The organism is Arthrobacter sp. zg-Y40 (assembly GCF_020731535.1).
In the GTDB taxonomy this organism is placed as follows: Bacteria; Actinomycetota; Actinomycetes; order Actinomycetales; family Micrococcaceae; genus Arthrobacter_B.
In genome coordinates this window covers 21,878-46,978 of record NZ_JAJFZS010000008.1, presented here as the reverse complement: position 1 = coordinate 46,978, position 25,101 = coordinate 21,878, and the positions used below count along the sequence as shown (strand labels likewise).

General features: G+C 66.1%; 23 protein-coding genes and 2 tRNA genes. 16 read left to right on the top strand and 9 right to left on the bottom strand.

Features of this window, described 5'->3' with window-relative positions:
* Positions 1–104 precede the first annotated feature (104 nt).
* The 5 genes from LJ754_RS07550 to LJ754_RS07530 all read left to right on the top strand — a co-directional run bounded on the left by LJ754_RS07550 (position 105) and on the right by LJ754_RS07530 (position 7,841).
* Positions 105–3,338 carry a hypothetical protein gene (locus LJ754_RS07550; RefSeq protein WP_227926124.1) on the top strand — a complete coding sequence of 1,078 codons (3,234 nt, stop codon included), beginning with the start codon at positions 105–107 and terminating at the stop codon, positions 3,336–3,338.
* Positions 3,339–3,534: 196 nt separating this feature from the next.
* Positions 3,535–6,087 carry an aminopeptidase N gene (gene pepN, locus LJ754_RS07545; RefSeq protein ID WP_227926123.1) on the top strand — a complete coding sequence of 851 codons (2,553 nt, stop codon included), beginning with the start codon at positions 3,535–3,537 and terminating at the stop codon, positions 6,085–6,087.
* Between the two features lie 56 nt (positions 6,088–6,143).
* Positions 6,144–6,632 carry an OsmC family protein gene (locus LJ754_RS07540; protein WP_227926122.1) on the top strand — a complete coding sequence of 163 codons (489 nt, stop codon included), beginning with the start codon at positions 6,144–6,146 and terminating at the stop codon, positions 6,630–6,632.
* Positions 6,633–6,715: 83 nt separating this feature from the next.
* The gene (locus tag LJ754_RS07535) at positions 6,716–7,396 is read left to right on the top strand and encodes a mechanosensitive ion channel family protein (RefSeq protein WP_227926121.1); all 681 of its coding nucleotides are present in this window, start codon (positions 6,716–6,718) and stop codon (positions 7,394–7,396) included.
* Positions 7,397–7,427: 31 nt separating this feature from the next.
* Complete coding sequence (locus LJ754_RS07530) at positions 7,428–7,841, top strand: globin (RefSeq protein WP_269439703.1); 414 nt, start codon at positions 7,428–7,430, stop codon at positions 7,839–7,841.
* Positions 7,842–7,860: 19 nt separating this feature from the next.
* Here LJ754_RS07530 and LJ754_RS07525 read toward each other — a convergent pair whose 3' ends face one another.
* Positions 7,861–8,529 carry a hypothetical protein gene (locus tag LJ754_RS07525; RefSeq protein WP_227926120.1) on the bottom strand — a complete coding sequence of 223 codons (669 nt, stop codon included), beginning with the start codon at positions 8,527–8,529 and terminating at the stop codon, positions 7,861–7,863.
* A gap of 1 nt (position 8,530) precedes the next feature.
* Complete coding sequence (locus LJ754_RS07520) at positions 8,531–9,010, bottom strand: acyl-CoA thioesterase (protein ID WP_227911648.1); 480 nt, start codon at positions 9,008–9,010, stop codon at positions 8,531–8,533.
* Between the two features lie 157 nt (positions 9,011–9,167).
* Here LJ754_RS07520 and LJ754_RS07515 point away from each other — a divergent pair, with 157 nt between their 5' ends.
* Positions 9,168–10,055: an acyl-CoA thioesterase gene (locus LJ754_RS07515; protein WP_227911649.1), complete on the top strand. Its 888-nt coding sequence runs from the start codon at positions 9,168–9,170 to the stop codon at positions 10,053–10,055.
* 69 nt (positions 10,056–10,124) lie between these two features.
* Here LJ754_RS07515 and ettA read toward each other — a convergent pair whose 3' ends face one another.
* From ettA to LJ754_RS07490, 5 genes are all read right to left on the bottom strand, one after another.
* Entirely contained in the window at positions 10,125–11,807 is a 1,683-nt protein-coding gene (gene ettA, locus LJ754_RS07510; protein WP_227926119.1) for an energy-dependent translational throttle protein EttA, read from the bottom strand.
* A gap of 88 nt (positions 11,808–11,895) precedes the next feature.
* Positions 11,896–12,396 (bottom strand): DUF6993 domain-containing protein, encoded by a 501-nt coding sequence (locus tag LJ754_RS07505; RefSeq protein ID WP_227926118.1) that lies wholly within the window; start codon positions 12,394–12,396, stop codon positions 11,896–11,898.
* Between the two features lie 59 nt (positions 12,397–12,455).
* Positions 12,456–13,082: a single-stranded DNA-binding protein gene (locus LJ754_RS07500; RefSeq protein WP_227911652.1), complete on the bottom strand. Its 627-nt coding sequence runs from the start codon at positions 13,080–13,082 to the stop codon at positions 12,456–12,458.
* 139 nt (positions 13,083–13,221) lie between these two features.
* Positions 13,222–14,271, bottom strand: coding sequence for an alpha/beta hydrolase (locus LJ754_RS07495; protein ID WP_227926117.1), 1,050 nt, complete (start codon positions 14,269–14,271; stop codon positions 13,222–13,224).
* A gap of 221 nt (positions 14,272–14,492) precedes the next feature.
* A tRNA-Arg gene (locus LJ754_RS07490) sits at positions 14,493–14,565 on the bottom strand.
* A 194-nt stretch (positions 14,566–14,759) separates the two neighbouring features.
* Between LJ754_RS07490 and LJ754_RS07485 the strand changes: the two genes are divergently transcribed.
* The 5 genes from LJ754_RS07485 (at position 14,760) to LJ754_RS07465 (ending at position 18,527) form a co-directional block, all read left to right on the top strand.
* Positions 14,760–15,581, top strand: a complete 822-nt coding sequence (locus LJ754_RS07485) for a DUF4397 domain-containing protein (protein ID WP_227926116.1) — start codon at positions 14,760–14,762, stop codon at positions 15,579–15,581.
* Between the two features lie 91 nt (positions 15,582–15,672).
* A complete protein-coding gene (locus LJ754_RS07480; RefSeq protein WP_227926115.1) occupies positions 15,673–16,326 on the top strand; it encodes a class F sortase in 654 nt (217 codons plus the stop codon).
* Positions 16,327–16,394: 68 nt separating this feature from the next.
* Positions 16,395–16,970 (top strand): RNA polymerase sigma factor, encoded by a 576-nt coding sequence (locus LJ754_RS07475; RefSeq protein WP_227911656.1) that lies wholly within the window; start codon positions 16,395–16,397, stop codon positions 16,968–16,970.
* Entirely contained in the window at positions 16,951–17,733 is a 783-nt protein-coding gene (locus LJ754_RS07470; protein ID WP_227926114.1) for an anti-sigma factor, read from the top strand. Before LJ754_RS07475 ends, LJ754_RS07470 begins: the two co-directional genes overlap by 20 nt.
* Before the next feature lie 26 nt (positions 17,734–17,759).
* On the top strand, positions 17,760–18,527 hold the full coding sequence (locus LJ754_RS07465; protein WP_227926113.1) for a M50 family metallopeptidase: 768 nt from the start codon (positions 17,760–17,762) through the stop codon (positions 18,525–18,527).
* Positions 18,528–18,541: 14 nt separating this feature from the next.
* On the opposite strand, the gene LJ754_RS07460 is transcribed toward LJ754_RS07465, so the two are convergent.
* Positions 18,542–18,961 (bottom strand): DUF3224 domain-containing protein, encoded by a 420-nt coding sequence (locus tag LJ754_RS07460; RefSeq protein ID WP_227911659.1) that lies wholly within the window; start codon positions 18,959–18,961, stop codon positions 18,542–18,544.
* A 118-nt stretch (positions 18,962–19,079) separates the two neighbouring features.
* On the opposite strand from LJ754_RS07460, the gene LJ754_RS07455 reads away from it, so the two are divergent.
* Positions 19,080–20,342 (top strand): glycosyltransferase 87 family protein, encoded by a 1,263-nt coding sequence (locus LJ754_RS07455; RefSeq protein ID WP_227926112.1) that lies wholly within the window; start codon positions 19,080–19,082, stop codon positions 20,340–20,342.
* Here LJ754_RS07455 and mptB read toward each other — a convergent pair.
* Complete coding sequence (gene mptB, locus LJ754_RS07450) at positions 20,308–21,846, bottom strand: polyprenol phosphomannose-dependent alpha 1,6 mannosyltransferase MptB (protein ID WP_227911661.1); 1,539 nt, start codon at positions 21,844–21,846, stop codon at positions 20,308–20,310. The two genes, LJ754_RS07455 and mptB, sit on opposite strands and share 35 nt — an antisense overlap.
* A 479-nt stretch (positions 21,847–22,325) precedes the next feature.
* Between mptB and LJ754_RS07445 the strand changes: the two genes are divergently transcribed.
* The 4 genes from LJ754_RS07445 (at position 22,326) to LJ754_RS07430 (ending at position 25,101) form a co-directional block, all read left to right on the top strand.
* A complete protein-coding gene (locus LJ754_RS07445) occupies positions 22,326–22,898 on the top strand; it encodes a hypothetical protein (protein ID WP_227926111.1) in 573 nt (190 codons plus the stop codon).
* A gap of 60 nt (positions 22,899–22,958) precedes the next feature.
* The gene (orn, locus tag LJ754_RS07440; RefSeq protein ID WP_227911663.1) at positions 22,959–23,561 is read left to right on the top strand and encodes an oligoribonuclease; all 603 of its coding nucleotides are present in this window, start codon (positions 22,959–22,961) and stop codon (positions 23,559–23,561) included.
* A gap of 140 nt (positions 23,562–23,701) precedes the next feature.
* Positions 23,702–23,777 (top strand) — tRNA-His (locus tag LJ754_RS07435).
* Between the two features lie 166 nt (positions 23,778–23,943).
* A complete protein-coding gene (locus LJ754_RS07430; RefSeq protein ID WP_227911664.1) occupies positions 23,944–25,101 on the top strand; it encodes an acyl-CoA dehydrogenase family protein in 1,158 nt (385 codons plus the stop codon).

Sequence of the window (25,101 nt, the reverse complement as noted above, 5' to 3'; positions counted from 1 at the left end):
TGTATCGCCAACGGCATGTCGGACACTCCATCCCAGGCACGTTGAGACTGCCGTCCGCAGCCATTGTTTGCGCCCATCAGGTCTCGCTCTACAAGGATTTCCCATTGAAAAGTGCAAAATTGGCCGTATTGGCCGTGCTCGCCGCGTCGCTGACCGCCGGCGGGCTCCCCGCCCAGGAACCCACCCCTGAGCCCAGTACGAGCGTGTCGCCCTTTGCGCAGACGTATGACGGGCACGGAGAACCGGAGGGCGGGCTTACTGTCCCGGCGGAAACGGCGCCGGCCGAAACTGCACCGCAGCCCACGGCCCCCGCCCCAAGTCTTTCACCGGCTCCGGCAGGCGAAACTCCGGCCGAAGCGCCCGATGAAACGTCCGAAGAAGTGCCTGACGCGGGCACAGGCACGGAGGAGGAAGACGACTACGACCCCGTAGTGGGCAATGGCTTCCCCGTGCCCGGCCCAAACACGCCGACGATTACCATGGACGACGGCTCTGTTCAATCCGTGGTGCATTCCGACCCCTCTTCGGCAACCCAGACGGCCACCTCGAAGGCCCGTTCCCTCAACGGTGCAGCTGCTACGGGCAGCGGCATTGAGGTGCACCTGCTGATCACCACGCTGGCGGACAACAGCAATGTTCCCGGGGAAAGGGGGGCAAGGGATTCAGTAGAGGCCGCCAGCAAGTATTGGAGTTCCATCTCCGGCAACGGCATCTCCATGAAGATCACTTATACGGGCTATCACCGCAGTTCGGCCCGCTCAACGGATGACTACGCCAAAATGATGAACACCGTGAGCAGCGAAGTCGGTTGGAGGGACCGCGCCAATACCGTCCTGCTCGTCTATGTGGGTACAGACGACCTGATGAGCGGCGGCTATGGCGGCATTCTCGGCGGCGGCTGGACCGCGGGCAGTAACGGCGGACGCATCCTCATGCCCACGCCGTCGGCCTTCTCCAACAACGTGGTCAGCCACGAGTTGGGCCACGTGCTGGGATTCATGCATGCCAACAGCCTCCAGTGCCCCAACGGGCAGTCTGATTCCGCACGCAGCGGCTCAGGCTGGGGCGGCGGCTGCAGTTCCCGCGAATACGGCGACACCACCGACCTGATGGGCAGCGCCCAGTTCAATATCCCGATGATCAGCGCCTACTACTGGGACATGGGTGGATTGGGCTATGGCAACGAAATCGCGAAAGCTGCCCCGCTTGGGAACGGGGCCCAATCCTTCACGCTGCGCCCCTGGGCGGGCGAGGCAGCAAATCGCGCCGTCCGGTTTACCGATCCCGGCAACAACGAAACCTATTACCTGGAGCTGAGGCAGCCGATAGGCTACGACACCCATCTTGGCGCCGGCCCGGCGGGAAACCGCGGGGTGAAGATCACTAAGGCCGATGTGGCGCCCTGGGGGGTTTCCTCGCTGGTGATACCACCATCAACCAGGCCGTTCGCAGGGGTATATAACGCGAACCACACCTGGCAGACGGGCCAGACTTTTACGACCACCTCCGGCACCAGCGTCCACATCGACTGGATGGACGGCAACGGGGCTGGAGTAACCATCAGCGGCGGTAGCGCCGCCCGTGCTTCGCGCGACATCGGCGCGGCAGCTAAGGCGCACCCCGAACTGGGGAGCGCCCTGACCGGGGTCGTGGGTGGCCTTGCCCAGGGCGGTTATGCACAGACCTTCCAAAACGGCATTGTCTACTGGTCGCCCTCCACCGCGGCCAGCGTGGTGCGTGGCGGGAACCGGTCGGTCTACGCAAGTCAGGGATTTGAAAACGGCCGGTTGGGCTATCCGCTCGGCGACGAATACGGCACCGCCGGCGGCGGCGCCCAAAGGTTCCAGGGCGGCTGGATCTTCTGGTCGGCAGCCACAGGTTCACGCATGATGTTCGGTTCCATCGCCACCAACTATGTCGGGTGGGGCGGTCCCGGGGGCCAGCTCGGTTTCCCCACGAGCGAGGAAACGGCGCTGCCCACCGGCGGCGGCGCCGTCCAATATTTCCAGCGCGGCGCCATCTACTGGAGCCCGGCGAGCGGAACGGCAATTTCAGCCGGCGCAATCCGCAATGCCTACGTGGACCAAGGCCTGGAAAAGGGGCGCCTCGGCTACCCAACTTCAAACGAGTACGCAGCCGGCGACGGCGTGGTCCAGGATTACCAGGGCGGGCGCATTGCTTGGTCCCCGTCTACGGGCAACCAGTACCTTTTCGGTGCCATCGGCAACAGATTCGCGGCCCTTGGCGGTCCGGCGGGCAGCGGGCTGGGCTTCCCCGTGTCGGGTGAATCAGCGACGGACGGCGGCCGCGGAGTGATACAGGTGTTCCAGCGCGGAACCATCTACTGGTCCGCAGGCAGCGGCGCCTCGTCGGTCCGCGACGGCGCAGCTATGGACGCCTTCAAGGCAGCCAACACGATCTCCGGCCGCCTGGGATACCCAGTGTCCGAGCAGTACGAAGCGGCCGGGGGCTGGATGCAGGACTTCCAGGGCGGGCGAATTATCCGCAGCGAAGCGACCGGCAGCCACTACCTCTACGGATCCATCGGCATTACGTATCTGGGTTGGAGCGGGCCCAAGGGCCAGCTCGGTTTCCCTGTCGGTGAAGAGACCGCCCTTAAAACCGGTTCCGGGGCTGTGCAGCAGTTCCAGAACGGAGCCATTTACTGGAGCCCGACTTCCGGGACTTATGTTTCCGGCGGTGCAATCCGGCAGGCATACGGCCGGCAGGGCTACGAAACAGGCCGTCTCGGCTACCCCACCAGCAATGAATACAATGTGGCGGGCGGCGGAGTAATGCAGGACTATCAGGGTGGGCGGGTCATTTGGTCCGCGAAGCAGGGCTCGCATTTCCTGTTCGGTTCCATCGGAGTCCTTTATCAGACTTGGGGCGGCGCAGGAGGGCAACTCGGTTTCCCCACCGGCGAGGAAACGGCACTGAAAATCGGTTCGGGTGCTGTACAGACTTTCGAGAAGGGCGCCATTTACTGGAGCCCGGCTTCCGGGACCTTTGTTTCAGCCGGTGCGATCCGCCAGGCCTATGGAGCCCAGGGTTACGAAACCGGCCGGCTCGGCTACCCCACCAGCAATGAGTACGCGGCAGGTTCGGGCTATCTCCAGGACTATCAGGGCGGCTGGATCTCATGGTCACCTGCGACGGGAAACCAGTATCTGTTCGGTGCCATTGCTGACATGTACCGCGCCCTCGGCGGCCCCGTCAGCTATCTGGGGTTCCCGGTGGGCCCGGAACGGGCACTCGGCGGATCCACCTACGCACAGGAATTCCAGGGAGGCAACATCACCTGGACCCCTGGCGGCGCCAAGGTGACCCGATACTGAAACATGCTATTCCCGGCGTTTGCCGGTAAAAGCCCCAGAACGGCGGATTGCTGCACAGCAATCCGCCGTTCTGCGCTTGGCAGGTTGCTTAGCAGTGAGATGATGTTTAGAAGATCAACAGTGTCCGGCTATTCCCACGCAATCCGTTGAAATTGCCGGCCTCCTTTTCCGTTCGAAAGGCCTTACCTTGCCAGGTATGAATCTCACGCGCTCCGAAGCCCGTGAACGTGCAGAACTCATCAGCGTAGAGTCCTATGACGTCACCCTTGACCTGACCCGCGGTGACGAGGTGTTCGGCAGCACCACCGTTGTGCGGTTCACAGCCCGCCCGGGCACCTCGACCTTCATTGACGCCGTAACGGACACGGTCCGCCGGGTCACCCTCAACGGGGTGGACCTGGACCCGGCAGAGGTATCCGACGGCGTACGTATCTCGCTGCCGAACCTGGCCGAGTCGAACGAGCTGGTTGTGGATGCCGACGCGCGCTACATGAACACCGGCGAAGGCCTCCACCGGTTCGTGGACCCGGTGGACAACGAGGTTTACCTCTACTCACAGTTCGAGGTGCCCGACTCCCGGCGCATGTTCGCCGTATTCGAGCAGCCCGACCTCAAGGCAACGTTCCGCTTCACCGTGACGGCGCCGTCGCACTGGGACGTTATCTCCAACTCCCCCACCCCGGAACCCCTGGCGGCCGGAGACCTCACCGATGCCACGCCGAGCTCCACGTGGTCCTTTGCCCCCACGCCGCGGATTTCCTCCTACATCACCGCCCTGATCGCCGGACCGTACCAGTCCGTGCGCAGCGAACTCACAAGCTCGGACGGCCGCACCATTCCCCTGGGCGTTTTCGCACGCCGCTCCCTGATGCAGTACATGGATGCCGAGAACATCTTCGAGCTGACCCGGCAGGGCTTTGCATTCTACGAAGAGCAGTTCGGCGCCCCGTACCCCTTCGAGAAGTACGACCAGCTCTTTGTGCCGGAGTTCAATGCCGGCGCCATGGAAAATGCCGGCGCAGTCACCTTCCTGGAGAGCTACGTCTTCCGCTCCCGGGTGACCGAAGCCACCGTGGAACGCCGTGCCGTCACCGTCCTGCACGAACTGGCGCACATGTGGTTCGGTGATCTGGTCACTATGCGCTGGTGGAACGACCTGTGGCTCAACGAGTCCTTCGCCGAGTTCATGTCCACCCTCGCCGCCGCCGAAGCAACCGAATTCAAGCAGGCCTGGACCACCTTCGCCTCGCTGGAGAAGGCGTGGGCGTACCGCCAGGACCAGCTGCCCACCACTCACCCCATCGTCGCCGAGATCCGCGACCTGGAAGACGTGCAGGTCAACTTCGACGGCATCACCTATGCCAAGGGCGCCTCGGTGCTGAAGCAGCTGGTGGCTTGGGTGGGCCAGGACAAGTTCATGGCCGGGGTGCGCGAATACTTCGGCAAGCATGCTTGGCAGAACACCGAACTCTCCGATCTGCTGTCCGAACTGGAAGCAGCCAGCGGCCGGGACTTGAAGGACTGGTCCGCCAAGTGGCTGGAGACCGCCGGGGTGAACACCCTGCGTCCGGACTTCGAAACGGACGAGGACGGCACCATCACCTCCTTCGCCGTGCTGCAGAGCGCCATCGAGGACTACCCGGTCCTGCGGCCGCACCGCCTGGCCATCGGCTTCTACAATCCGGATGAGGACGGCCTGCTGCAGCGCACCCACCGTGTGGAACTGGACGTCGACGGCGAACGCACCGAGGTGCCCGAGCTGGCCGGACAGTCCCGCCCGGCCCTGCTGCTGCTCAATGACGACGACCTCGCCTACGCCAAGATCCGGCTCGACGACGTCTCCCAGCGCACCGCCACGCGGAGCCTGCGCGACATTGCCGATTCCCTTCCCCGGACCCTGGTCTGGGCAGCGGCATGGGATGCGGCGCGCGACGCCGAGGTTCCGGCCCGCAACTATGTGGAACTGGTCCTGCAGAACATTGCGTCCGAGTCCGATTCCACCGTGGTGCAGGTCCTCTTGCGGCAGCTGGCCACCACGCTGGCCTTCTACGTGAATCCCGAGGACCGCGACCCCATGACCGTGGCTGCCGCGGAAAGCCTGTGGGAACTGGCCTCCGCTGCGGAACCCGGCTCGGATTCGCAGCTGCAGTTCGTCAAGGCCTTCGCCGCCCATGCCTCCTCGGATGAGCACCTGGATGCCCTGGCGGACCTGGTGTCCGGCAACGCCTCCCTCGAGGGTCTGTCCATCGACGCCGACCTGCGCTGGGAGCTGCTGACCGGACTGGTTGCCGGCGGCCGGATGGGCGAGGCAGAGATCGCTGCCGAGCTTGAGCGCGATGCCACGGCAACAGGCGCCCTGGCTGCGGCCATGGCCCGCGCCGCAATCCCCACCGCCGAAGCCAAGGCAGCCGCTTGGGAAGCGATTGTTGAGCGGTCGGACATGCCCAACGCCGCCCAGCGATCCGCCATCGCCGGGTTCATGCGGGTGCACAACACGGACCTGCTGGAACCGTACGCGCAGAAGTACTTCGACTCGATCCGCGATGTCTGGGCAGGCCGCACCCATGAGATCGGCCAGCAGATCGCCGTTGGTCTGTATCCAGCGCGGCTGGCCCGTCAGGACACAGTGGACCGGACCGACGCGTTCCTGGCCGAGCTGGGCGACGACGCGCCGTCCCTCCGCCGGCTGGTGCTGGAAAACCGCGACGGCGTGGTGCGCGCCCTGAAGGCGCAGGCGGCGGACCGCTAGCCGTTTCTGCCGCGGTTCCCCCTCCTGCGGGCAGCGCGCACGGTACCTTGGAGAGCGTGAATCTCTCTGAGCACCGCTACACGCTGGATCTGGAATGGACGGGGAACCGCGGCGGCGGTACCGCCGGTTACCGCAGCTACGGCCGCGACCACATCATCCGGGCCGCCGGACTCCCGGACCTGCCGGGCACCGCTGATCCCACGTTCCACGGAGACAAGGACCGGTGGAACCCCGAGCAGCTCCTGCTTGCTGCACTGGCCCAGTGCCACATGCTCTCCTATCTGCATGTCGCGGGCCGGAATGGACTGCGCGTTACCGCCTATGCCGACTCCCCCGAGGGAACCCTCCGGTTGAACCGGGACGGCAGCGGGGAATTCACTTCGGTCATCCTGCGCCCGCGGGTCACCCTGGCGCCGCCGGCCGGAGCCGACGCCGTCGAACGGGCCACCGGCCCCATGCATGCCGAAGCGAACCGCCTGTGCTTCATCGCCCGAAGCGTGAACTTCCCGGTGGACCACCAGCCCGTGACGCTGCCGGGAAGCTAAGTGCGGCCTTCCGGCCCCGCGCCCGGGTAGCCTTAACCGGAAACGTTCCCTGTTCCGCTAAAGCGAAGGATGTTCAACAGCCCGTGGTTTCAGCTTCCGAAATAGACCTTTCCTCCGTGACCGTCGGCGACTTCGACTGGTCCGGCCTGATTGAAGCCGCGGTAATAGTCGTGGCCGCCTCCGTGGTCTGGTTCTTTGCCCGTTTCGTCATCAACCGCCTGGTCTCCCGCGCCCAGAAAGGCTATTCGCTCTTCCATTCCTCCAGGCTCAAATGGGCGCAGCCGGTCATGCGCAATCTGGATAAGAAGCGCCGCGCCCAGCGGGCGGACACCATCGGGGCCCTGCTGCGCAGCGCCGTGAACGTGTCCATCTGGACCGTGGCGATCATCATGGTGCTGGATGCCGTGGGCATCAACATCGCACCGCTGCTGGCCAGCGTCGGTATCGTGGGTATCGCCCTGGGCTTCGGTGCCCGCGAGCTGATCCGCGACGCGCTGGCCGGGTTCTTCATCACCATCGAGGACCAGTACGGGATCGGCGACGTCATCGAGGTGGGTGACACGGTGGGAACGGTGCATTCCGTTGGTATCCGCATTACCCGGATCACCGATGAGCGCGGAGTGATCTGGTACATCCGCAACGGCGAAATCGCGAAGATCGGCAACCGCTCCCAGGGCAGCTACACCGGCGACGTGGAGGCAGCACCGGAGCCCGAACCCGGCACCGCCGGAGCAATCAACGACGGAATGGCTAAAAGTGAGTGATCCAACCCCGGACCCGGCGCCGGGCTTTTCCCTGCCGCTGCAGCCAACCGGCCAGCAGCCGTTCACCTCACCGCAGTACAACTTCTACGAGGCCGTGGGCGGCCACGAGACGTTCGTGAAACTGGTGGACGTATTTTACGAAGGTGTTGCCGAAGATCCGCTGATGCGGCCCATGTACCCCGAAGAGGACCTCGGGCCGGCCAAAGAACGGCTTTTGCTGTTCCTGGAGCAGTACTGGGGCGGGCCGAAGACCTACGGGGAGCAGCGTGGCCACCCCCGCCTGCGGATGCGGCACATGCCCTTCCTGGTCACCCCCGCAGCCCGGGACGCGTGGCTGCGGCACATGCGCGCCGCCGTCGACGCCTTGGACCTTGCCCCGCTGCATGAAGAAACCCTGTGGGATTACCTGGAGCGGGCAGCCCACTCGATGGTCAACTCCGCCTAGCCCGGTAGGACGCCTAGCCCTACAGGACGGCCGGCATCCGGGTCAGCACGTGCCCCCGGGGCGTGCTGAGCCGCAGCCAGCGGCCGTTGCGGAAAAGCGCGGCGTCGCCGTCCTGCCCCTCCGGTCCGGCAGGCAGGAAGCCGAGCGAGAGCGCGGCGAACGCCGCCCCCGCCGGAACCGGGACCTGTGTTCCGCCCATGGGCTGGGACCAGACCCGGGTGCGTGCGCTGTGCACGACGGCGGCGCCCGGACTTGCCGGCAGCAGCGCCGCCACTTCCCGGATACCGCGGTGGGCGGTCTGCTCCAGCAGCTGGAGCGGAACTGCTCCTGCCGGCTGCCAGCCTGAGCGCGGCGCCGTAATGCCGGCCCACGTCTCCCTTACCGTCACCGGCGGTATCTGCAGCTCCGTCGCGGTACCGGCCATGCGGGCCAGCCTGTCCCCCACCGCGGCCAGCTGCACCGTAACGTCAAGCTCGGCGGGAGCGGCCAACGGCATGGTCCGCAGCCCCAGGACCGTGGGGGTATCCTCCCCCAGGATGCGCGGCCTCAGGACGCAGACGTAGGCGGCCAGCACCCCGCCCACCGCCTGCAGCCGGATCGCGCCGTCGTCGGCAGCCCGGGCACGCACCACAAAGTTCCGGAAGTCGGCGCTGACCTGGGGATCGGCCAACTGCAGTTCGCTGTCCACGTCAGTTGACCTTTCCGGCGGCAGCTGCCGCGGCTGCCCGGAAAGGCACCGGTTCACCCAGCCAGTGCTGCAGCACCAGCCGCTGGCCGTCCGTCAGCGGGGTGGGCCGGCCGGAAGCCGCGTCCACCTGCACCATGGCCGCTTCCGCGTAGGCATAAACCGTGCCGCGGTCCTCGTCTGCCACGCAGAAACCGTAGGACAGGCTCGAGGAGCCAACGCGGGTGACCCAGATGTCCACCCAGACCGGCTCGGTCCTGTGCAGGAGCGGGGCCCGGTACTCGATCTCCTGCCGGGCCACCAGGGCGGCTGTCCGGTCACCGGTCAGATCCCGGAAGGATCCCGGACCGCCGGCGTGCGCAGCCAGCGGCAGCATCCCCAGCCGGACCCGTGCTTCCTCCAGGAACTGGACGAACCGGACGTTGTTGATGTGGCCGTTGGGATCCTGGTCGCCGAAACGCAGGTGGACGGGGAAACGATGCATGCCTTCCATCCTCCCAGACAGTGAGCTTTGCCCTAAAACGCCGCGGCAGCCGCCCCGCGGCGGGAAACCGGGTTACCGCCCGGTATTTTTAACCTAAGAGTATTCTGCGGCCCCGCCTGGGGCGGTGCCGCCCCTTTCTGCTAGGAGACAGTCCCGCATGTCCATTGATGAACCCTTCGATCCCACCGCTTCCCTGTTGGAACTGCTGAACCTGAGCTCCGCCGGCGGTGCGAAGACGTACGAGGACATCTTCGTCGGAGGTTCCCAGAACGAACCGCGCAAGCGGGTGTTCGGAGGCCAGGTCCTGGGCCAGTCGCTCATCGCCGCGGCCCGGACCGTTCCCGAGGACCGCGTGATGCATTCCATGCACGGCTACTTCCTCCGGCCGGGAGACACCGAAGTTCCCATCACCTTCGGCGTGGAGCGGCTGCGCGACGGCAGGTCCTTCTCCGCCCGGCGCAGCCACGCCTACCAGAACGGCAAGCCGATCCTGTCCATGATCGCCTCCTTCCAGATTCCCGACTCGGGCATTGACCACCAGGAGGAAATGCCGGCGGGCATTCCGGAACCGGAGGACCTCCCCACCACCGCCGAACTGCTGAAGGGCTTCGACCATCCGGTGGCCGATGCATGGTCGCACCGCCGGCCCATGGACATCCGCCACGTCATGGACCCGGTGTATGTTCGGGCCGGCCGGGAGAAGACCCCGCACAACGCGGTCTGGATGAAGACCTTCAAGCCGATGCCCGACGGCGAGAACCTGCACCGCGCGGCCCTGGCCTATGCCAGCGACTACACCCTTCTTGAACCGGTGCTGCGCGGCCACGGCCTGTCCTGGACCACGCCCGGCATGAGCATCGCGAGCCTCGACCATGCCATGTGGTGGCACCGTCCGCTGCGCGTGGATGACTGGCTCCTGTACGTGCAGGAGTCCCCCAGCGCGTCCGCCGCCCGCGGCCTTTCCACCGGGCGGATCTTCAACCGCAGCGGCGAGCTCGTAGCCACCGTGGCGCAGGAAGGAATGGTGCGGGTGCCGCAGCTGTAACACCGCCGCATAAAAGAGCTCCGCTTCCCGTCCGGGAAGCGGAGCTCTTTTGTTGTCCTGCCGGCAGACCTAGTCGCGGGTCAGGCGGCGGTGCGTCACCCGGTGCGGCTTGGCCGCGTCGGGGCCGAGGCGTTCAATCTTGTTCTGCTCGTAGGACTCGAAGTTGCCCTCAAACCAGTACCAGTTCGCGGGATCCTCCTCGGTGCCCTCGAAGGCCAGGATGTGGGTGGCCACCCGGTCCAGGAACCAGCGGTCGTGCGAGACCACCACGGCGCAGCCGGGGAATTCCAGCAGGGCGTTTTCGAGGCTGGAGAGGGTTTCCACGTCCAGGTCGTTGGTGGGCTCATCGAGCAGGAGCAGGTTTCCGCCCTGCTTCAGCGTCATGGCCAGGTTCAGCCGGTTACGCTCACCGCCGGAAAGCACCCCGGCCTTCTTCTGCTGGTCCGGACCCTTGAAACCGAAGGCGGACACATAGGCACGGGACGGCATCTCCACCTGCCCCACCTGGATCCAGTCGTGCCCTTCGGAGACGACCTCCCAGAGGCTCTTCTCCGGGTCGATGCCGCCGCGGGACTGGTCCACGTAGGAAATCTTTACCGAGTCACCGATCTTCAGCTCGCCGCCGTCGAGCTCTTCGAGCCCAACGATGGTCTTGAACAGGGTGGACTTACCCACGCCGTTCGGGCCGATAACGCCCACAATGCCGTTGCGGGGCAGGGAGAAGGACAACCCGTCGATCAGCTGCCGGTCGCCGAAGCCCTTCTGCAGGCCCTTGGCCTCCAGCACCAGTGAACCCAGGCGCGGGCCCGGCGGGATCTGGATTTCTTCGAAGTCCAGCTTCCGGGTGCGGTCCGCTTCGGCTGCCATCTCTTCATAGCGTGCCAGGCGGGCCTTCGACTTGGTCTGGCGGCCCTTGGCATTGGACCGCACCCAGTCCAGTTCGTCCGTGAGGCGCTTGGCGAGCTTCTGGTCCTTTTTGCCCTGGACTTCCAGGCGCGCGCGCTTCTTTTCGAGGTACGTGGAGTAGTTGCCTTCGTACGGGTACAGGTGGCCGCGGTCGACTTCGGCGATCCACTCGGCCACGTGGTCCAGGAAGTACCGGTCGTGGGTCACGGCCAGTACGGCGCCGTGGTAGGAGGAGAGGTGCTGTTCGAGCCACAGCACGCTCTCGGCGTCCAAGTGGTTGGTGGGCTCATCGAGGAGCAGCAGGTCCGGCTTCTGCAGCAGCAGCTTGCACAGCGCCACGCGTCGGCGCTCACCTCCGGAGAGGAGGGTGACGTCGGCGTCCGGCGGCGGGCAGCGCAGCGCGTCCATGGCCTGTTCGAGCTGGGAATCGATGTCCCACGCATCGGCGGCGTCGATGGCTTCCTGCAGCTTGCCCATTTCCTCCAGCAGGGAGTCGAAGTCCGCGTCGGGCTGTGACATCTCTTCAGAGATCTCGTTGAAGCGCTGGATCTTGCCGTAGATCTCGCCTACGCCTTCCTGGACGTTGCCCAGGACGGTCTTTTCTTCGTTCAGCGGCGGCTCCTGCAGCAGGATGCCCACCGTGTAGCCGGCGCTGAGCCGGGCTTCACCGTTGGAGGGGGTGTCCAATCCGGCCATGATTTTCAGGATGGTGGACTTACCCGCACCGTTGGGACCCACCACGCCGATCTTGGCACCGGGGTAGAAGGACATGCTTACGTCGTCGAGGATTACTTTGTCGCCAACGGCCTTGCGGGCCTTGGTCATCGTGTAGATAAATTCCGCCATATCTACAAGGCTAATGTGTCAGCGCCGATATATTCCATTTATCCGGATCCGGCACGACAACCGGGCGGCCCCGACGCATCCGTATCGGTCAGTTCCCCACGAAACAGCGTCCGCCGGCGAGGACCGGCAGGACGCTGACCGTGACCTTGCCGTCCCGGACTTCGCCGAAGATACATTCACCGCCCTGGACCGCTGCCCCCTGGATGGCATCGACGTCCAGGCCGGTGGGCGTTCGGTCCGCGGACACCTCCACGCTCGGCTCGGCAAAACCGGCGGCCACGAAAGCCTGCATGATGCCGCTCCGGTCAGGTGACGGTTCCGCCCCGGCCAACTCTTCCAACCGGGCCTTCAGCGCCAGTGCTTCCGGGCTGTCCCCGGCCTGCCGGGCCGCTGGATCCTCAGTTTGGGCGCCGGCATTTTGGGTGCCGGCCCCGGACGGTACCGGCTGGCCGGACTCCCCCGCAGCGGCCCCGCAGCCTACTGCCCCGACGGCGAGCGCCATGGTTAACAGGAGCACGGCCGGTACCCGGCGGAAGGTTCCGGGTGCCGTGGGCACCAGGGAGGGCGTTCGGCTCGGGTCATGTGTCACCGGGCGATTGTGTCATGCAGCACAGGAAGTGGCCACCGAACCCGCTGAACGTCAACGCGCTAGAACGGAGCGGCGGCACGGTCCCGTTCCGGCTGGTCCGCGTCTGCGTCAGCATCTCCTCGGCCCGGTGATTCGTCCCTTCCGCCTGGCTGGAGGGAATCCGCATCCTGGTCTGCATCGGGAAGTTCACCGGTCAGCGGATCCGCCAACCGGCCAAACGAATCGGTGAGGTCCGTGTCCTGCCCGAACGGATTGGCTGCCGCATCGGGGCTTCCAACCGGATAGCCGTCAGGGCGGGACCCTGCGTCGGCGCGGTCGCTTGTTCCGGAGACCGTGCGCCGGAAGCTGGCTGTTCCCCACATCAGGTCGTGGCCCACGGTGTCTGCATCAATGTCGGCGCTGGTACCGCTGCGCCCGTCCTCCGTTGCCCACTGTCGGAGCCGGAGCCGCCCCGTGACCACCACGCGGTCTCCCTTGTGGATGCTGAACGCCGCGTTGGTGGCGAGCTGGCGGAAGAGGCTTACGGCGTACCAGTTGGTCTGGCCGTCCAGCCAGCTGCCCGCGTCCCGGTCATAACGCCGCTCCGTGGTGCACATCCGGAAGCTGGCTACGGCCAGTCCGTTGTCGGTGGTGTTCTGGCGCAGTTCGGTGGCTACATAGCCGCGGAGCGTAATGGTGTCACTCATAGTGTCCTGCCTTCGGGTCGTTGGGTCCGGCCAGTCTTCTCCGCTGCACCGTCCCGGTCCGCCTCCAGATGGGCACGTGTGGACGCCGGACCGATGCAGGACCTCCCGGGGATCCTGTGGAGGAAAGGCTGTCCCTGCGTCAAACCGGCGGTTCATTCTGTGCCAGGACCCAGCAGGCAAAGTCGCTGATAGCCGCTGCCGCCGCGCGGGAACGAACCGAAGCGAAGTAATCAAAGGAGTGCTGGGCCCCGGGAAGCGGGCACCAGACCACGGGACGGCGGGACACTCCCCGCAGCATGTCCGCGAAGCCCCTGGCGTGGCCAATGGGCACTACGTTGTCCTTGCATCCGTGGAGGATAAAAAACGGGGGTGCGTCCGGCCGGGCGTACGCTGCCGGTGTGCTGCCGGGGTCCTCCCCTGCCACCCGGCCGTAATAGCCGTACAGGCATACTGCCGCCGCTACGGACGTGTCGGTTTCCTCGAAACCGGGCTGCAGCTCCGGACGGTTGGCGGTCAGAGCTGCAAATGCCGCCACGAAGCCACCGGCGGAACTCCCCGCCACAACCGGCGGTCCGGTGCCCACACCGTGTTGGGCGCCCTGGGTGCGCACCCATGCAATGACACGTTTGGCATCCACCGCATAGTCCGGGAACTGCGCCCCGGGTGCGAGCCGGTAGTTGGCGCTGATACAGCTCCAACCTCGGGAGGCCAGCAAATACAGCAGATACAGGGCTTCCCGGTCCTTTGCCCCGGAGACGAACCGCCCGCCGTGAAAGTGTACAAAGACCGGCCCTGCCTGCGGCCTGCCCCGGGGCAGGTAAAGGTCAAGGGTGTTGTCCTTCCCCGCAGGTCCGTACTGCAGGTTGCGGATGTGCCTGACACCGTGCAGGCGGCGCCGGAAGGGCAGGAAGATCCCGGCCAAGATACCCCGCCGCCCGAAGGGAGCATGCCCAGGCCCAGTGGAGAAACGGTGCCCGCCGGCCGAAAGGCCTTCGTTCAAGGCCTGCACGGGAGCGGTGCTGCTGCGGACCGCACGCCATCCCGTCAGCAGGAGCCCCGCCGCGACCAGGACCATGCCGGCAGTGCCGGCCGCGCCGGCAGGTGTGGACGTGTCCCCCTCCACCACCGCCAGCGCCGTCGCGGCTGCACCCAGCAGCAGCGGGAAAACCGGAGCTTCGCTGAAGGTCATTCCGACGATGTACGCGCCGGTCGAGAGCCGGGACCTCCCCTTTCCCGGCGGCCACAGTGCGCAATATGTGCTGAGCCCGAGCAGCAAAACGGTGAGGAGGTAACCGGCTGGCACTGCAGCTCCTTTGAGCGTGCCTGTCCTGACCGGCCTGAGCCTACGCTGCCATGCCCGGCACGCGCAGCGCGTGCCGGGCATGCCGTAAGGGAGCGGACACAAAAAAGTGCCCCCGGCGCGACTCGAACGCGCAACCTACGGATTAGAAGGCCGTTGCTCTATCCATTGAGCTACGGGGGCAACCACACGATGATACTACGGACCCTGCCCCGCCCTGCCCCTGGGCCTTCCCGCCGCAGCCCCGCCCCAGTGCGGAAGCCACGCCAAAAAAAGAATTCGAATTCCGTGCATCCATTCCGCCTGCCCCGGAAGTAGTAGGGGTGTAAGTCAAAAACCCGTACCGGTGGGTGCGGCAACTAAAAGGAGCACAGACCATGCGTAAGACCGCAACCGCTATCGCGGCCCTCGGCGTAGGCGCCGCAACAGCGTTCTCGGCCGTACCGGCCTCCGCCGCCGATACCGACACGGCTAAGCTCTCCGTCCTGCACGCTGTGCCGGACACTACCGTTGACGTGTACGTCAACGGAACGCTCACCCTGGATAACTTCATGCCAGGCCAGATGGCCGGGCCGCTGGACCTGCCTGGCGGCAACTACCAGCTTGCCATCACCGCCGCGGATGCGCCGGATGCCTCCGCGCCCATCATCGGCCCGATCTCCGCAGACCTCGCGGCCGGCGGAAACTATACGGCCACGGCAAATCTGGACGCCTCGGGCAAACCCACGGCCAACCTCTTCACCAACGACACGTCCATGGTGGAAGCCGGCAAGTCCCGGCTCACGGTCCGCCATGTGGCTGCCGCCCCCGCAGTGGATGTCCTGGCCAACGGTTCCCCTGTGATCCAGGGCCTGACCAATCCCAATGAAAAGGTCCTCACCGTCGACCCCGGAACCATCTCCGCCTCCGTTGCCGCCGCCGGAACTACCGATCCGGTTATCGGTCCGGCAGACCTCGCGCTGGGTGAGGGCACCAACACCATCGTCTACGCCTGGGGATCGCTGGAGGCCGGAAACCTGGCCCTGGCTACCCAGACCATCGACGGTATGGCCTCGGCTCCGCACGCAGTCCCGGGTGCACTGGAGCAGGCAGGCCAGGACCAGCAGGGCACGGTCGCTGCCGCCGCTGCCGGCGGTGCCGCCCTTCTCGCCCTGGGCGCCGTCCTGCTTCGCCGCCGCACCGCAGCCGGCAGCAAGTAGTACGGACCACCCCAACCCCCCGGTGCTGCAGCGCTCTCCCGCCCCTTTCCGCGCTGCAGCACCGGGTTCACCCTTCCCGGAGGAACCATCCATGCCCTCAGCTCCCCTCCGCCGGCTCGCCGCGGCAGTATTCCTCTCGGCAGCTGTTGCCGGCACTGCTGCCTGCGGAGGCAGCCAGCCGCCGTCGGCCGGACCGGACGCATCAGTAACCGCCGCGCCGGGGGCGTCGTCGCCAGCCCCTTCCGCCGCGGCAGAGCCGGTACCGATTCGCCAGGCCACCCCCACCCCGGCTGAGGAGATTCCGGATCCCGTCGGCATCAGCGTGGACGGTACCGGCATCGAACTGGAAGTCATTCCCGTGGGCCAGGAACCCAACGGGGCCATGGCCCTGCCCAACAACCATTACCAGGCCGGCTGGTACCGCTTCGGACCGGCACCCGGGTCTTCGCGCGGCGCCGCCGTCCTGGCAGCCCATGTGGACTCGCGTACCGAACAGCTTCCCATCGCCGGCCTGGACGAGGTGCCCGCAGGCACGCCGCTTACCGTGACCCGCAGCGACGGCTCCGTCCTGAGATACACCACCCAAGAGGTGAAGAACATCCCCAAGGCTTCCCTGGACCAGTTCGATCTGTTCGACCGCGGCGGCGCACCCCGGCTCGAGCTGGTGACCTGCGGCGGCAAGTGGCTCGACTCGGTCGGAGACTATGAAGATAACGTTGTACTCACTGCGGTGCCCGTACCATAGTGGCAACCCAAGAGAGCCGGCCCGTACCTGGTCCGGTCCCGCACGAGTACGGCAGGAGTACGGCACTGATGCCCACCGGCGCCACGGAGCCCGACGCCGCGATGGACCACGCCTTCGCTGCGGGCGACGAAACGGCGCTGGCGGATGCCTACCGCCGCTTTTCGCCCCTGATCCGTGCGCTGGCGCTGCGGAAGCTTTTTGACCAGGGCGCTGCCGACGACGCGGTACAGGAAGTATTCATCCGGGCCTGGAAATACCGGGAAAGTTATTCGCCGGAACGCTCGACGCTCGCGGCCTGGCTTGTCGGCATAGGACGAAACGTCGCGGCCGGAATGGCCACGGCCAAGCAGCGAAGCTCCGAAACCCTGGTGGACGAACCGGTCCTGCCCCACGGGCAGCGGACCGAACCGGCCGGGCCGGACCCCGACGGCGTTGCTGACCGGGTGGTTCTCGATGCCGAGCTGGCCCGGCTCGGGGAACCACAGGGATCCATCCTCCGGCTCGCTTTCCACGAGGACCTGACACACCAGCAGATATCGGAAAAACTGAAACTACCCTTGGGTACCGTCAAGAGCCATATCCGAAGAAGCCTTGTCCAACTACGCCAGCGATTGGAGGTCAGCGATGCAGCATCTGTCATCTGAAGCGCTGGCCCTGAACGCCTTGGGCGAGGGCACGGCCGAAGAAACCGCGCATCTCCAACAGTGCACCCAGTGCACGGCCGAAGTGGAAGCACTGGGCCGCGTTGTGACGGCAGGACGTGCCCCTGCTGCCGGCGCCCTGCCGCATCCGCAGGCCTCGGTCTGGGAGGGCATCCATTCCTCGCTGGGCCTGGGCGACGCCGTACGCCGGGACCCCTTCGATACGCCCCCGGCCTCAGACGCGGCGGAATCCGGCCCAGCCCGGGAACAGTCCGCACCCGCGGCGGAACCGCAGGCTTCCCCCGTTTCCCTGGACGCAGCCCGTAGCCGCCGCAACCGGCGCCGCCTGCCGCAGATCCTGGCCGCCGCAGCGGCAGCCGTAGTCCTCGCCGCCGCCGGCACCTGGGGTATTTCCCGGATCCTGGCCGACCGCACCGAGGTAATCGCTGCCGTTGACCTGGCACCGCTGCCGGCCTATCAGGACACTGGCCGCGCAGAGGTGGACCAGCGGGCCGACGGCGGACGGGAACTGGTGGTGACGGCCAGCGGTGCGGATGCGCAGGGTTTCCGTGAAGTGTGGCTGATAGCCCCCGATATTGAACGGATGGTCAGCCTGGGCACCATGGAGGGGACGGAGGGCAGGTTCACCATTCCGGCTAACCTTGACCTCAATGAGTACCCCATTGTTGATATCTCCGATGAACCGTTCGACGGCAACCCCACGCACTCCGGGGATTCGATCCTGCGCGGCGTGCTGGAACCCTGACCCGGCGGCACGGGCCGGCGGCGCACGTGGCTGACGTCGTGCCCGGCTCCCTTCCGGGGATTGCCTCCGAGTGGTGGTCCAGGGTACTGGAGGGTTTCAGCCGCGGGCCGGCCCTCGACCCGGCGCCGGCGGTGCTGCTGCTTGTTGTTGCCGCAGCCGCCCTGCTCAGCATCCCGCGGAGCACCTGGCGCTGGTTTGGTCTGTTCGTGACCTTTGTCCACGAACTTGGACACGCCTTCGCGGCCCTGATGACCGGGCAGGTGGTGAAGGGCATCCGGCTGCGTTTTGACCATTCCGGCGACATGCGTTCGCTGGGCCGCGGCGGGTTCCCTGCTGCCTGGGCGGGGTTTTGGGGTTACCCCGTGCCCGCGGTGGTGGGCGCCGGGCTCATTCTGGCGGCGCTGTACGGCTGGGCGGGGACCGCGCTGTCCGCCAGTGCGCTGGTGCTGCTGGCGGCGCTGCTGTTTATCCGCAATGTCCAGGGCTTCGCCATCGCCTTTGGCAGCGCCTTGGTCTCCGTACTGCTGGTGTGGTTCTCCTCGCCGGTGACGGCTGGCTATGCGGCCGTGTGCACCGGTGTTGCCCTGCTGGTGGGTGCCGTGCGGGACTGGCTGAACGTGGTCCGGGTCCATACCCGCCGGCGAAACCTGGAAAGCTCGGACGCCTTTATCCTCGCCCGGCGCACCGGCATACCCGCTGGCGTGTGGCTGGCCGGCTTCGCGCTGGTGATCGCCGCTGCCGCGGCCGCAGCACTGTACGCCGCACTGACGGTCCTTCCGGTGCCGGGGCGGTAAGTGCCCGGCCCGTACTACGCTTGGATTTCCGGGAAGGTTACCCGCAGTTCGAGCCGGTGCTGGCCGTCCTCCTCCTGGGTGTAAATTGCCTTCCCGGAGATACCGGCAAGCCCGTCGGTGCCGGAGCCGGGGATGATATGGCCGGAACTGGCCGTGGCCGTACCTTCGGCGAGGCCCCAGTGCTGGATGACCATGGTTCCCGTCCGGCCGGCGACGGTGCCGGCAAACACCTCGGACCCGACATAACCCGCCCCTACCGTGTTGCCGGCCATGATGAGGTCCGCGACGCTGGTGCCGGTGATGTCTCCCTCGAAGATCTTCACGGCCCGGACGGTGGACAGTTCGCTGTTGGTTCCCTCCACCTGATAGGGGGTGGGTTCCCACTCCGAAACGTCAAAATCCGCCACGATCACTTCTTCAGTTAGGTCGGTCATGGTTCCAGTATCCCGTGTCCGGCGCCGGATTGCATGCCGGGCACCGGACGCCGGTAGCCTTATCGCTGTGCCCGCGTGCGGCACGGCAACGGTTTGAGCTAAGGAGCACCACCCTCGCATGTCCCGGATTTCGGCAACCTTTCAGCGGCGGATACTGAGCCCGTCGGCCCTCTGGACGGCGTTTGCCGTGGTCCATCTGGGCTTCCTCGCCGCCCTGGCTCCCTTGATTCTCGACGGCGGGGCGCTGAGCGATGTGAACTTCTACCGGCAGTGGGCGTTTGACGGCCTGAGCCATGGCCATTGGCTGGTCTTTGACACTGCGTGGGTGTATCCCGTCCTCGCGCTGGCCCCCATGGTGCTTGCGGCGCTGTTCGGGTTCGGCGCGTACCAGTTCGTCTGGTTCCTGCTGTTCACGGCGCTGAACGCCGGCGCGGTCGCCGTCCTGGCCCGCCGGGCCGGAGCCGGCGGCACCGCTGCCGCGTACTGGTGGCTCGCGGCCACTGCCCTGCTGGGGCCCGTGGCGGTGGGGCGCGTGGATGGGCTGACCGCTCCCCTGGTGATCATGGGCCTGCTCTTCCTGGCAACCCGACCGGTGCTTGCCTCGGCGCTGCTGTCCGTGGCCACCTGGATCAAGGTTTGGCCGGCTGCCGTTATCCTCGCGGTGCTGGTCGCCTGGAAGAAGCGGCTCACGCTGCTCGCCACCGGTGCCGCCGTGTCCGCTGCCGTTGCCGTCACCGTCGCCCTAGGCGGCGGCCTGCGGCACCTGCTGAGTTTCTTCGGCGAACAGGGGGCCCGCGGGATGCAGATGGAGGCTCCCTTCACGACGCCGGGGCTGTGGCAGGCGATCCTGGGTTCATCGGATGCCCATATTTACGAGGACAAGATCATCAATACCCGCGAGGTCCGCGGTGCCCTCGGCGAGCCGGTGGCCGCGCTGATGACGCCGCTGCTCGCACTGGCCGCCCTCGCCGTCGTCGGACTGCTGATTTGGGCGCTTCGCCGCGGCGCCGATCCGCGCTCCCTGCTGATCTCCGGCTCGCTGGCCCTGGTGGCCGCATTTATTGTCTTCAACAAGGTTGGATCACCGCAGTTCATGCTGTGGCTCGGTGCCGTCACGGCGGTGGGGCTGGCATGGGAGGGCCGGGACTGGAAAGTGCCCGGGATCCTGATGCTGGCCATCGCCGCCCTGACCACGCTGGTTTATCCGATGTTCTACGCGGCCCTGTACAAGGACCTGAACATCGCCGTGGCGCTGCTGCTGACCGCCCGCAACGTCCTGCTGCTGGTGCTGTTCGGCTGGGCGCTGGCGCGGGTCATCACCCTGACCCGCGCCGGCGGGAACCGGTTCAGTGCCGCAGTTCTCCCGGAGCAGGCGCCGTAAGCTTCTTGCGGAACAGGACCTTGGTCTTGGGGTCCAGGAAGATCAGGTACAGCGCGAAGCCCAGTGCCGTCACGGCGGCAATCTGCCGGGCCGCGCTGAGGCTGAACTCGAAGTAGGGCCAGATATCGAGCTGGTCGCTGATCGCGTAGACCATAAAGAAGGACACGAACAGGTACAGGGTCTTGGCCTGCCAGTCATCGCGGATACCGGTCACGGCGAAGAGCGGGATGAGCCAGACCACGTACCAGGACTGGATCATGGGCGCGAGCATTACGATGGCGGCGAAGGCCAGGGTCAGCCGGCGGATCAGCCGGCTGTACTCACCCACGAACATCTGCCACAGCACAATTCCCACGGATGCCAGCCGTCCGATGGTGTGGACAACATCGGCCATGGTCCAGCCGGGCAGTCCCAGCGCGTTGCCGAGGGTGGCAACCAGCATGCCGGCGAAACCGACCGGCGCGTACCAGATCCATACACTGCCCGGGGTGCTCAGGGCACCCACCCAGCCGAACCCGAAACCGTTGATCAGGCCCATGATCCACAGCAGCCCCAGTGACATGGCGGCCGTGATGAACCAGTAGGTAAACCTGCGCCGCCAGGATGCGTTCTTGCCGGCCCACAGCAGGCCGATGAACGGAAGGAAGATGATGGTGATCGGCTTGATGCCGATCGACAGTGTGACCAGCAGGATGCCGGCTACGGGACGCTTGGTGGCGGCAAGGTAGAGCCCGGCCAGCGCCAATCCGATCATCAGGGCGTCATTGTGGATGCTGGCGATGAAGTTGGTCAGGAACAGCGGGTTCGCTGCCGTGAGCCACAGCGCGCGGTTGGGATTGATCCCGTGCAGTTCAGCCAGCTTCGGCACGAAATACACGCACATTGCCACACCGATGACGGCGATCAGCCGGAACAGCAGGATGGAGAACTCGGTCTGGCCGTTCGTTACCAGAACCACCAGCTGCTCCAGCCAGAGGAACACCGGACCGTACGGGGTGGGGCTCTGTGCCCACAGATCGTCGGCGCCGATCTGCAGGTAGTTGGAGATCTGCGAGTAGCCGTCCTTGTACGGGTTCAAACCGCTGACCATCACCAGGCCCTGGGCGATGTAGGCGAACACATCGCGGCTGAACAGCGGCAGCGTGAAGCACAGGGGCGCCGCCCAGGCAATGACCGCCTTCAGGATGACCGGCCGGGACTCCGGGCCCCAGCCTTTCATCCGCTGGCCCAGCCGGAGCCAGGAGCGCACCAACAGCATGCCGCCCGTGGACAGGAGCAGCACGGCGACGATGGCACCGAAGGGCTCGTCGAAACGCATCCAAATGATCACCGGGTTGCTGCGCAGGCTGGCGGATGCCAGTGAAAGCCAGCCCACCCCGAAGGATCCGGCGAGCATCATGAGGGAGCCGATGAACCCCTGAATGATCGCTATGTTGGGACGGTCAGCTTTAGCTATCTCCGGGCCCGGAGACGAAGGCTCGGTCGCGGGGACCTGCGCGGTCATCTACGTGGTTCCAATCTCTGGGGTGAACACGATTCCTGCGGGCCTGGCGGCGGACAGGGCGGCGCCTCCCTAAAGCAGGGCAGCATAGAGCCCGGGCACCGTCAATAGGCTGATATTAGCATCGCGGCCCGGGCAAACCCGGCGCGCGCGACGCGGCGAAGTCAATCCCGGGCCCGGACACAGCGTCGCTTAGACTGAAGCTCCAGATGTGATTTTTGATGCAAGTAAAAGGCAAGGCGGTAAAGGCTGTGGGGCGCCACCGGGCAGAACCTGTAAGGAAAGCTGTAACTAAACCCGCGCATCCGTCGGGGACCGTTCCCGCACGTGCCGCAACCCGGGATGCCCCGGCCGGGCACCCGGGCAAAGCAGGCAAAGCGGGCAAAGAACACAGCCGGGCAGGCCGAAACCACACGCAGCAGCGCCGCAGCCCGGAACTGCTGGGCTGGGGGTTGTTCCTCACACTGATAGGAGCAGCCGCCATGGTGTGGGTGGAGGTACCCCCGTCCGCGGTTGCGGTGACGTCGTCACTGCTCCTCTTCGCCTTCGGCGTCGCATGGTGCTTCTCCCCCGCGCCGGCTTCCCCGGCCGCTGTTGCCGGTTCTTCGGTCCCTGCCCTGGCTGCCGCACCGGCTCCCGCAGCGAATTCCGTCCCTGCGCCGCCCGCGGTTTCAGTCCAGGCACCCGTTCCCACCCCCGCCACACGCGCTGCCACACCCGCTTCCCGCCCCACCGCTGCCGCAGCCGCGCCAACCCGCCCGGCACTGCGGCCCTCCCCTGCACTGCAGCCCTCTGCAATACAGCCCTCCCCCGCGCTGCGCCCCGCCCCGCAGCCGGCGCGGATGGACCGTCCGGCCCCGCACGGGCGGCGTGCAGCCGCCATGCCGGTTGTTCATGAGATGCCGGCTGAACCCAGCCGGTGGACGCGCACCTTCGGCCCCCCGGAAACGGGCCAGATCCCGCTGCAGCCTTACCTTGCGCGAACGCCCGCCCCCCTCGTGACGGCGGACGCAGAACTGCCGGACCGCCGCCAGCGGAGCCACTCCAGCCTGTAGCCGCCCGCCCGCGCCTCCGGTTCCCCGCCTGCCGGGCGGCGGACGCGGTACATTGGATTCGTGCCAATAACTAATGAACGTATGGTCTGGATCGACTGCGAAATGACCGGTCTGGACATTGAATCCGATGCCCTCATTGAGGTGGCCGTCCTGGTCACGGACTCCGAGCTGAACATCCTCGGCGACGGCGTAGACGTGGTGATCAAGCCGGACGACGCCGCTTTGTCCCAGATGGGCGACTTCGTGCGCCAGATGCACACCACTTCCAAGCTCCTGGACGAGCTCCCGAACGGCATTTCGATGGCTGAGGCCGAGGCCGCGGTTATCGAATACATCACCAAGTGGGTTCCGGAACCCAAAAAGGCCCAGCTGGCCGGCAATTCCGTAGGCACGGACAAGATGTTCCTCGCCCGCGACATGCCCGAGGTCATCAATTACCTCCATTACCGGATCATCGACGTCTCCACCATCAAGGAACTGGCGCGGCGCTGGTACCCGCGCGCGTATTTCCAGGCCCCCGCCAAGAACGGCGGACACCGGGCACTGGGCGATATCCGCGATTCCATCAACGAGCTGCGCTACTACCGCGAGGCAGTTTTCGTGCCCGCTCCGGGGCCGGATTCCGCCACGGCCAAGAAGATCGCCGCGGGAATCGGAAGTTAGCTCCGTCACAAAACCTGCCTCCGGTGCCGGTTGTGTCAGAAGCACTCAAAAAACCGTGTAAGCTTGATTCCGCTGCCTCAGATAAATGAGTCCGCAAGACCACTCGCCTGGACTTCGCGGATGAACGTTTGAGGCACATGGTGGGTATAGCTCAGTTGGCAGAGCGCCTGGTTGTGGTCCAGGAGGTCGCGGGTTCAACCCCCGTTACTCACCCCAATGAGGCTGGCGGTTACAGCTTCGAAAGGCCGCCTCGGATGATTCCGGGGCGGCCTTTCCTGTGTGTGTTTGACTGTTAGCCTCAGGGGCGATCACTGCCGCTGCGGGCACAGCCCGGCAACAACCCCTACGCCTACGCGTGGCTTATCAATGAGGAGGCGCCGCCTTGGAGCGCAGACTGTTCGAAGAGGACCATGAGCTGTTCCGGGAAGTCGTCCGGGAATTCGACGCCCGCGAAGTAGCCCCCGGGTATGCGGACTGGGACGCCGCGCACATGATGCCGCGCCGGCTGTGGAAGGCTGCCGGTGAGCAGGGCCTGCTTGGCTTGGCTGTCCCCGAGGAGTTCGGCGGGGCGGGCATGCCGGATTACCGCTTCCGGGCGGTAATGGACGAGGAATTCGCCCGTGCCAACCATCTCGCCGTCGGCCTGGCCTTCCACCTGCATGACGACATGGTCCTCCCCCACCTGCTCGCCTACGGCTCCGACGAACTGAAGGAACGCTGGCTGCCGGGCATGGTCTCCGGGGACAAGGTCACCTCCGTCGCCTGGACCGAACCCGGCGCGGGCAGCGACCTGCGCGGAATCCGCACCAAGGCTGTACGCACCGACGACGGCGGCTGGCGCATCAGCGGCCAGAAGACGTTCATCGGCAACGGCATCAGCGGAGACGCCTCCCTGGTCCTGGCCCGCACTGACGGCGGGACGGGCCGCGGGCAGCGGGACTCCTTCAGCATGTTCATGGTGGAGAAAACCGAGGGTTACAGCACCGGCCGCCAGCTGGACAAAATGGGCCTGAAGGCCTCGGACACCGCCGAACTGTTCTTCGATGACGTGTTCGTCCCGTCGGTGAACCTCGTGGGCGAGGTCGGCCGCGGCCTGGAATACGCCGAAGGGCAGCTGCCGCAGGGCAGGCTGGCCATTGCCGTTGCCTCCTCCGCGGTTGCGCGCCGGATTTTCGAAGCCACGGTGGAGTACACCAAGGAGCGCAACGCCTTCGGGGAGCGGATCGCCGACTTCCAGAACAGCCGGTTTGCCCTCGCCGACATCGAAACCGAAGTCGAAGCCACCGAAGCGTACGTGGATTCCGCCGTCACCGCCTTCAACGAAGGCAAGCTGGATGCCGTTTCTGCCGCCAAGGCCAAGCTCTGGGCCAGTGAGCGGGCCAAGTCCATTACGGACCGGTGCCTGCAGCTGCACGGCGGCTACGGCTACATCCTCGAATACCCGGTGGCCCAGGCGTTCCTGGCTGCCCGCCTGCTGACCATCTTCGGCGGCACCAGCGAAATCATGCGGGAAGTCATCGGACGCGGCATCGTCCGCTAG

Coding starts and splice junctions, on each gene's coding strand:
- pepN (WP_227926123.1), top strand. CDS start 3,535: ATGAATCTCACGCGCTCCGAAGCCCGTGAACGTGCAGAACTCATCAGC.
- LJ754_RS07520 (WP_227911648.1), bottom strand. CDS start 9,010: ATGCATCGTTTCCCCGTCCACCTGCGTTTCGGCGACCAGGATCCCAAC.
- LJ754_RS07515 (WP_227911649.1), top strand. CDS start 9,168: ATGTCCATTGATGAACCCTTCGATCCCACCGCTTCCCTGTTGGAACTG.
- ettA (WP_227926119.1), bottom strand. CDS start 11,807: ATGGCGGAATTTATCTACACGATGACCAAGGCCCGCAAGGCCGTTGGC.
- LJ754_RS07500 (WP_227911652.1), bottom strand. CDS start 13,082: ATGAGTGACACCATTACGCTCCGCGGCTATGTAGCCACCGAACTGCGC.
- LJ754_RS07495 (WP_227926117.1), bottom strand. CDS start 14,271: ATGACCTTCAGCGAAGCTCCGGTTTTCCCGCTGCTGCTGGGTGCAGCC.
- LJ754_RS07485 (WP_227926116.1), top strand. CDS start 14,760: ATGCGTAAGACCGCAACCGCTATCGCGGCCCTCGGCGTAGGCGCCGCA.
- LJ754_RS07480 (WP_227926115.1), top strand. CDS start 15,673: ATGCCCTCAGCTCCCCTCCGCCGGCTCGCCGCGGCAGTATTCCTCTCG.
- LJ754_RS07475 (WP_227911656.1), top strand. CDS start 16,395: ATGCCCACCGGCGCCACGGAGCCCGACGCCGCGATGGACCACGCCTTC.
- LJ754_RS07470 (WP_227926114.1), top strand. CDS start 16,951: ATGCAGCATCTGTCATCTGAAGCGCTGGCCCTGAACGCCTTGGGCGAG.
- LJ754_RS07460 (WP_227911659.1), bottom strand. CDS start 18,961: ATGACCGACCTAACTGAAGAAGTGATCGTGGCGGATTTTGACGTTTCG.
- LJ754_RS07455 (WP_227926112.1), top strand. CDS start 19,080: ATGTCCCGGATTTCGGCAACCTTTCAGCGGCGGATACTGAGCCCGTCG.
- mptB (WP_227911661.1), bottom strand. CDS start 21,846: ATGACCGCGCAGGTCCCCGCGACCGAGCCTTCGTCTCCGGGCCCGGAG.
- LJ754_RS07445 (WP_227926111.1), top strand. CDS start 22,326: ATGGTGTGGGTGGAGGTACCCCCGTCCGCGGTTGCGGTGACGTCGTCA.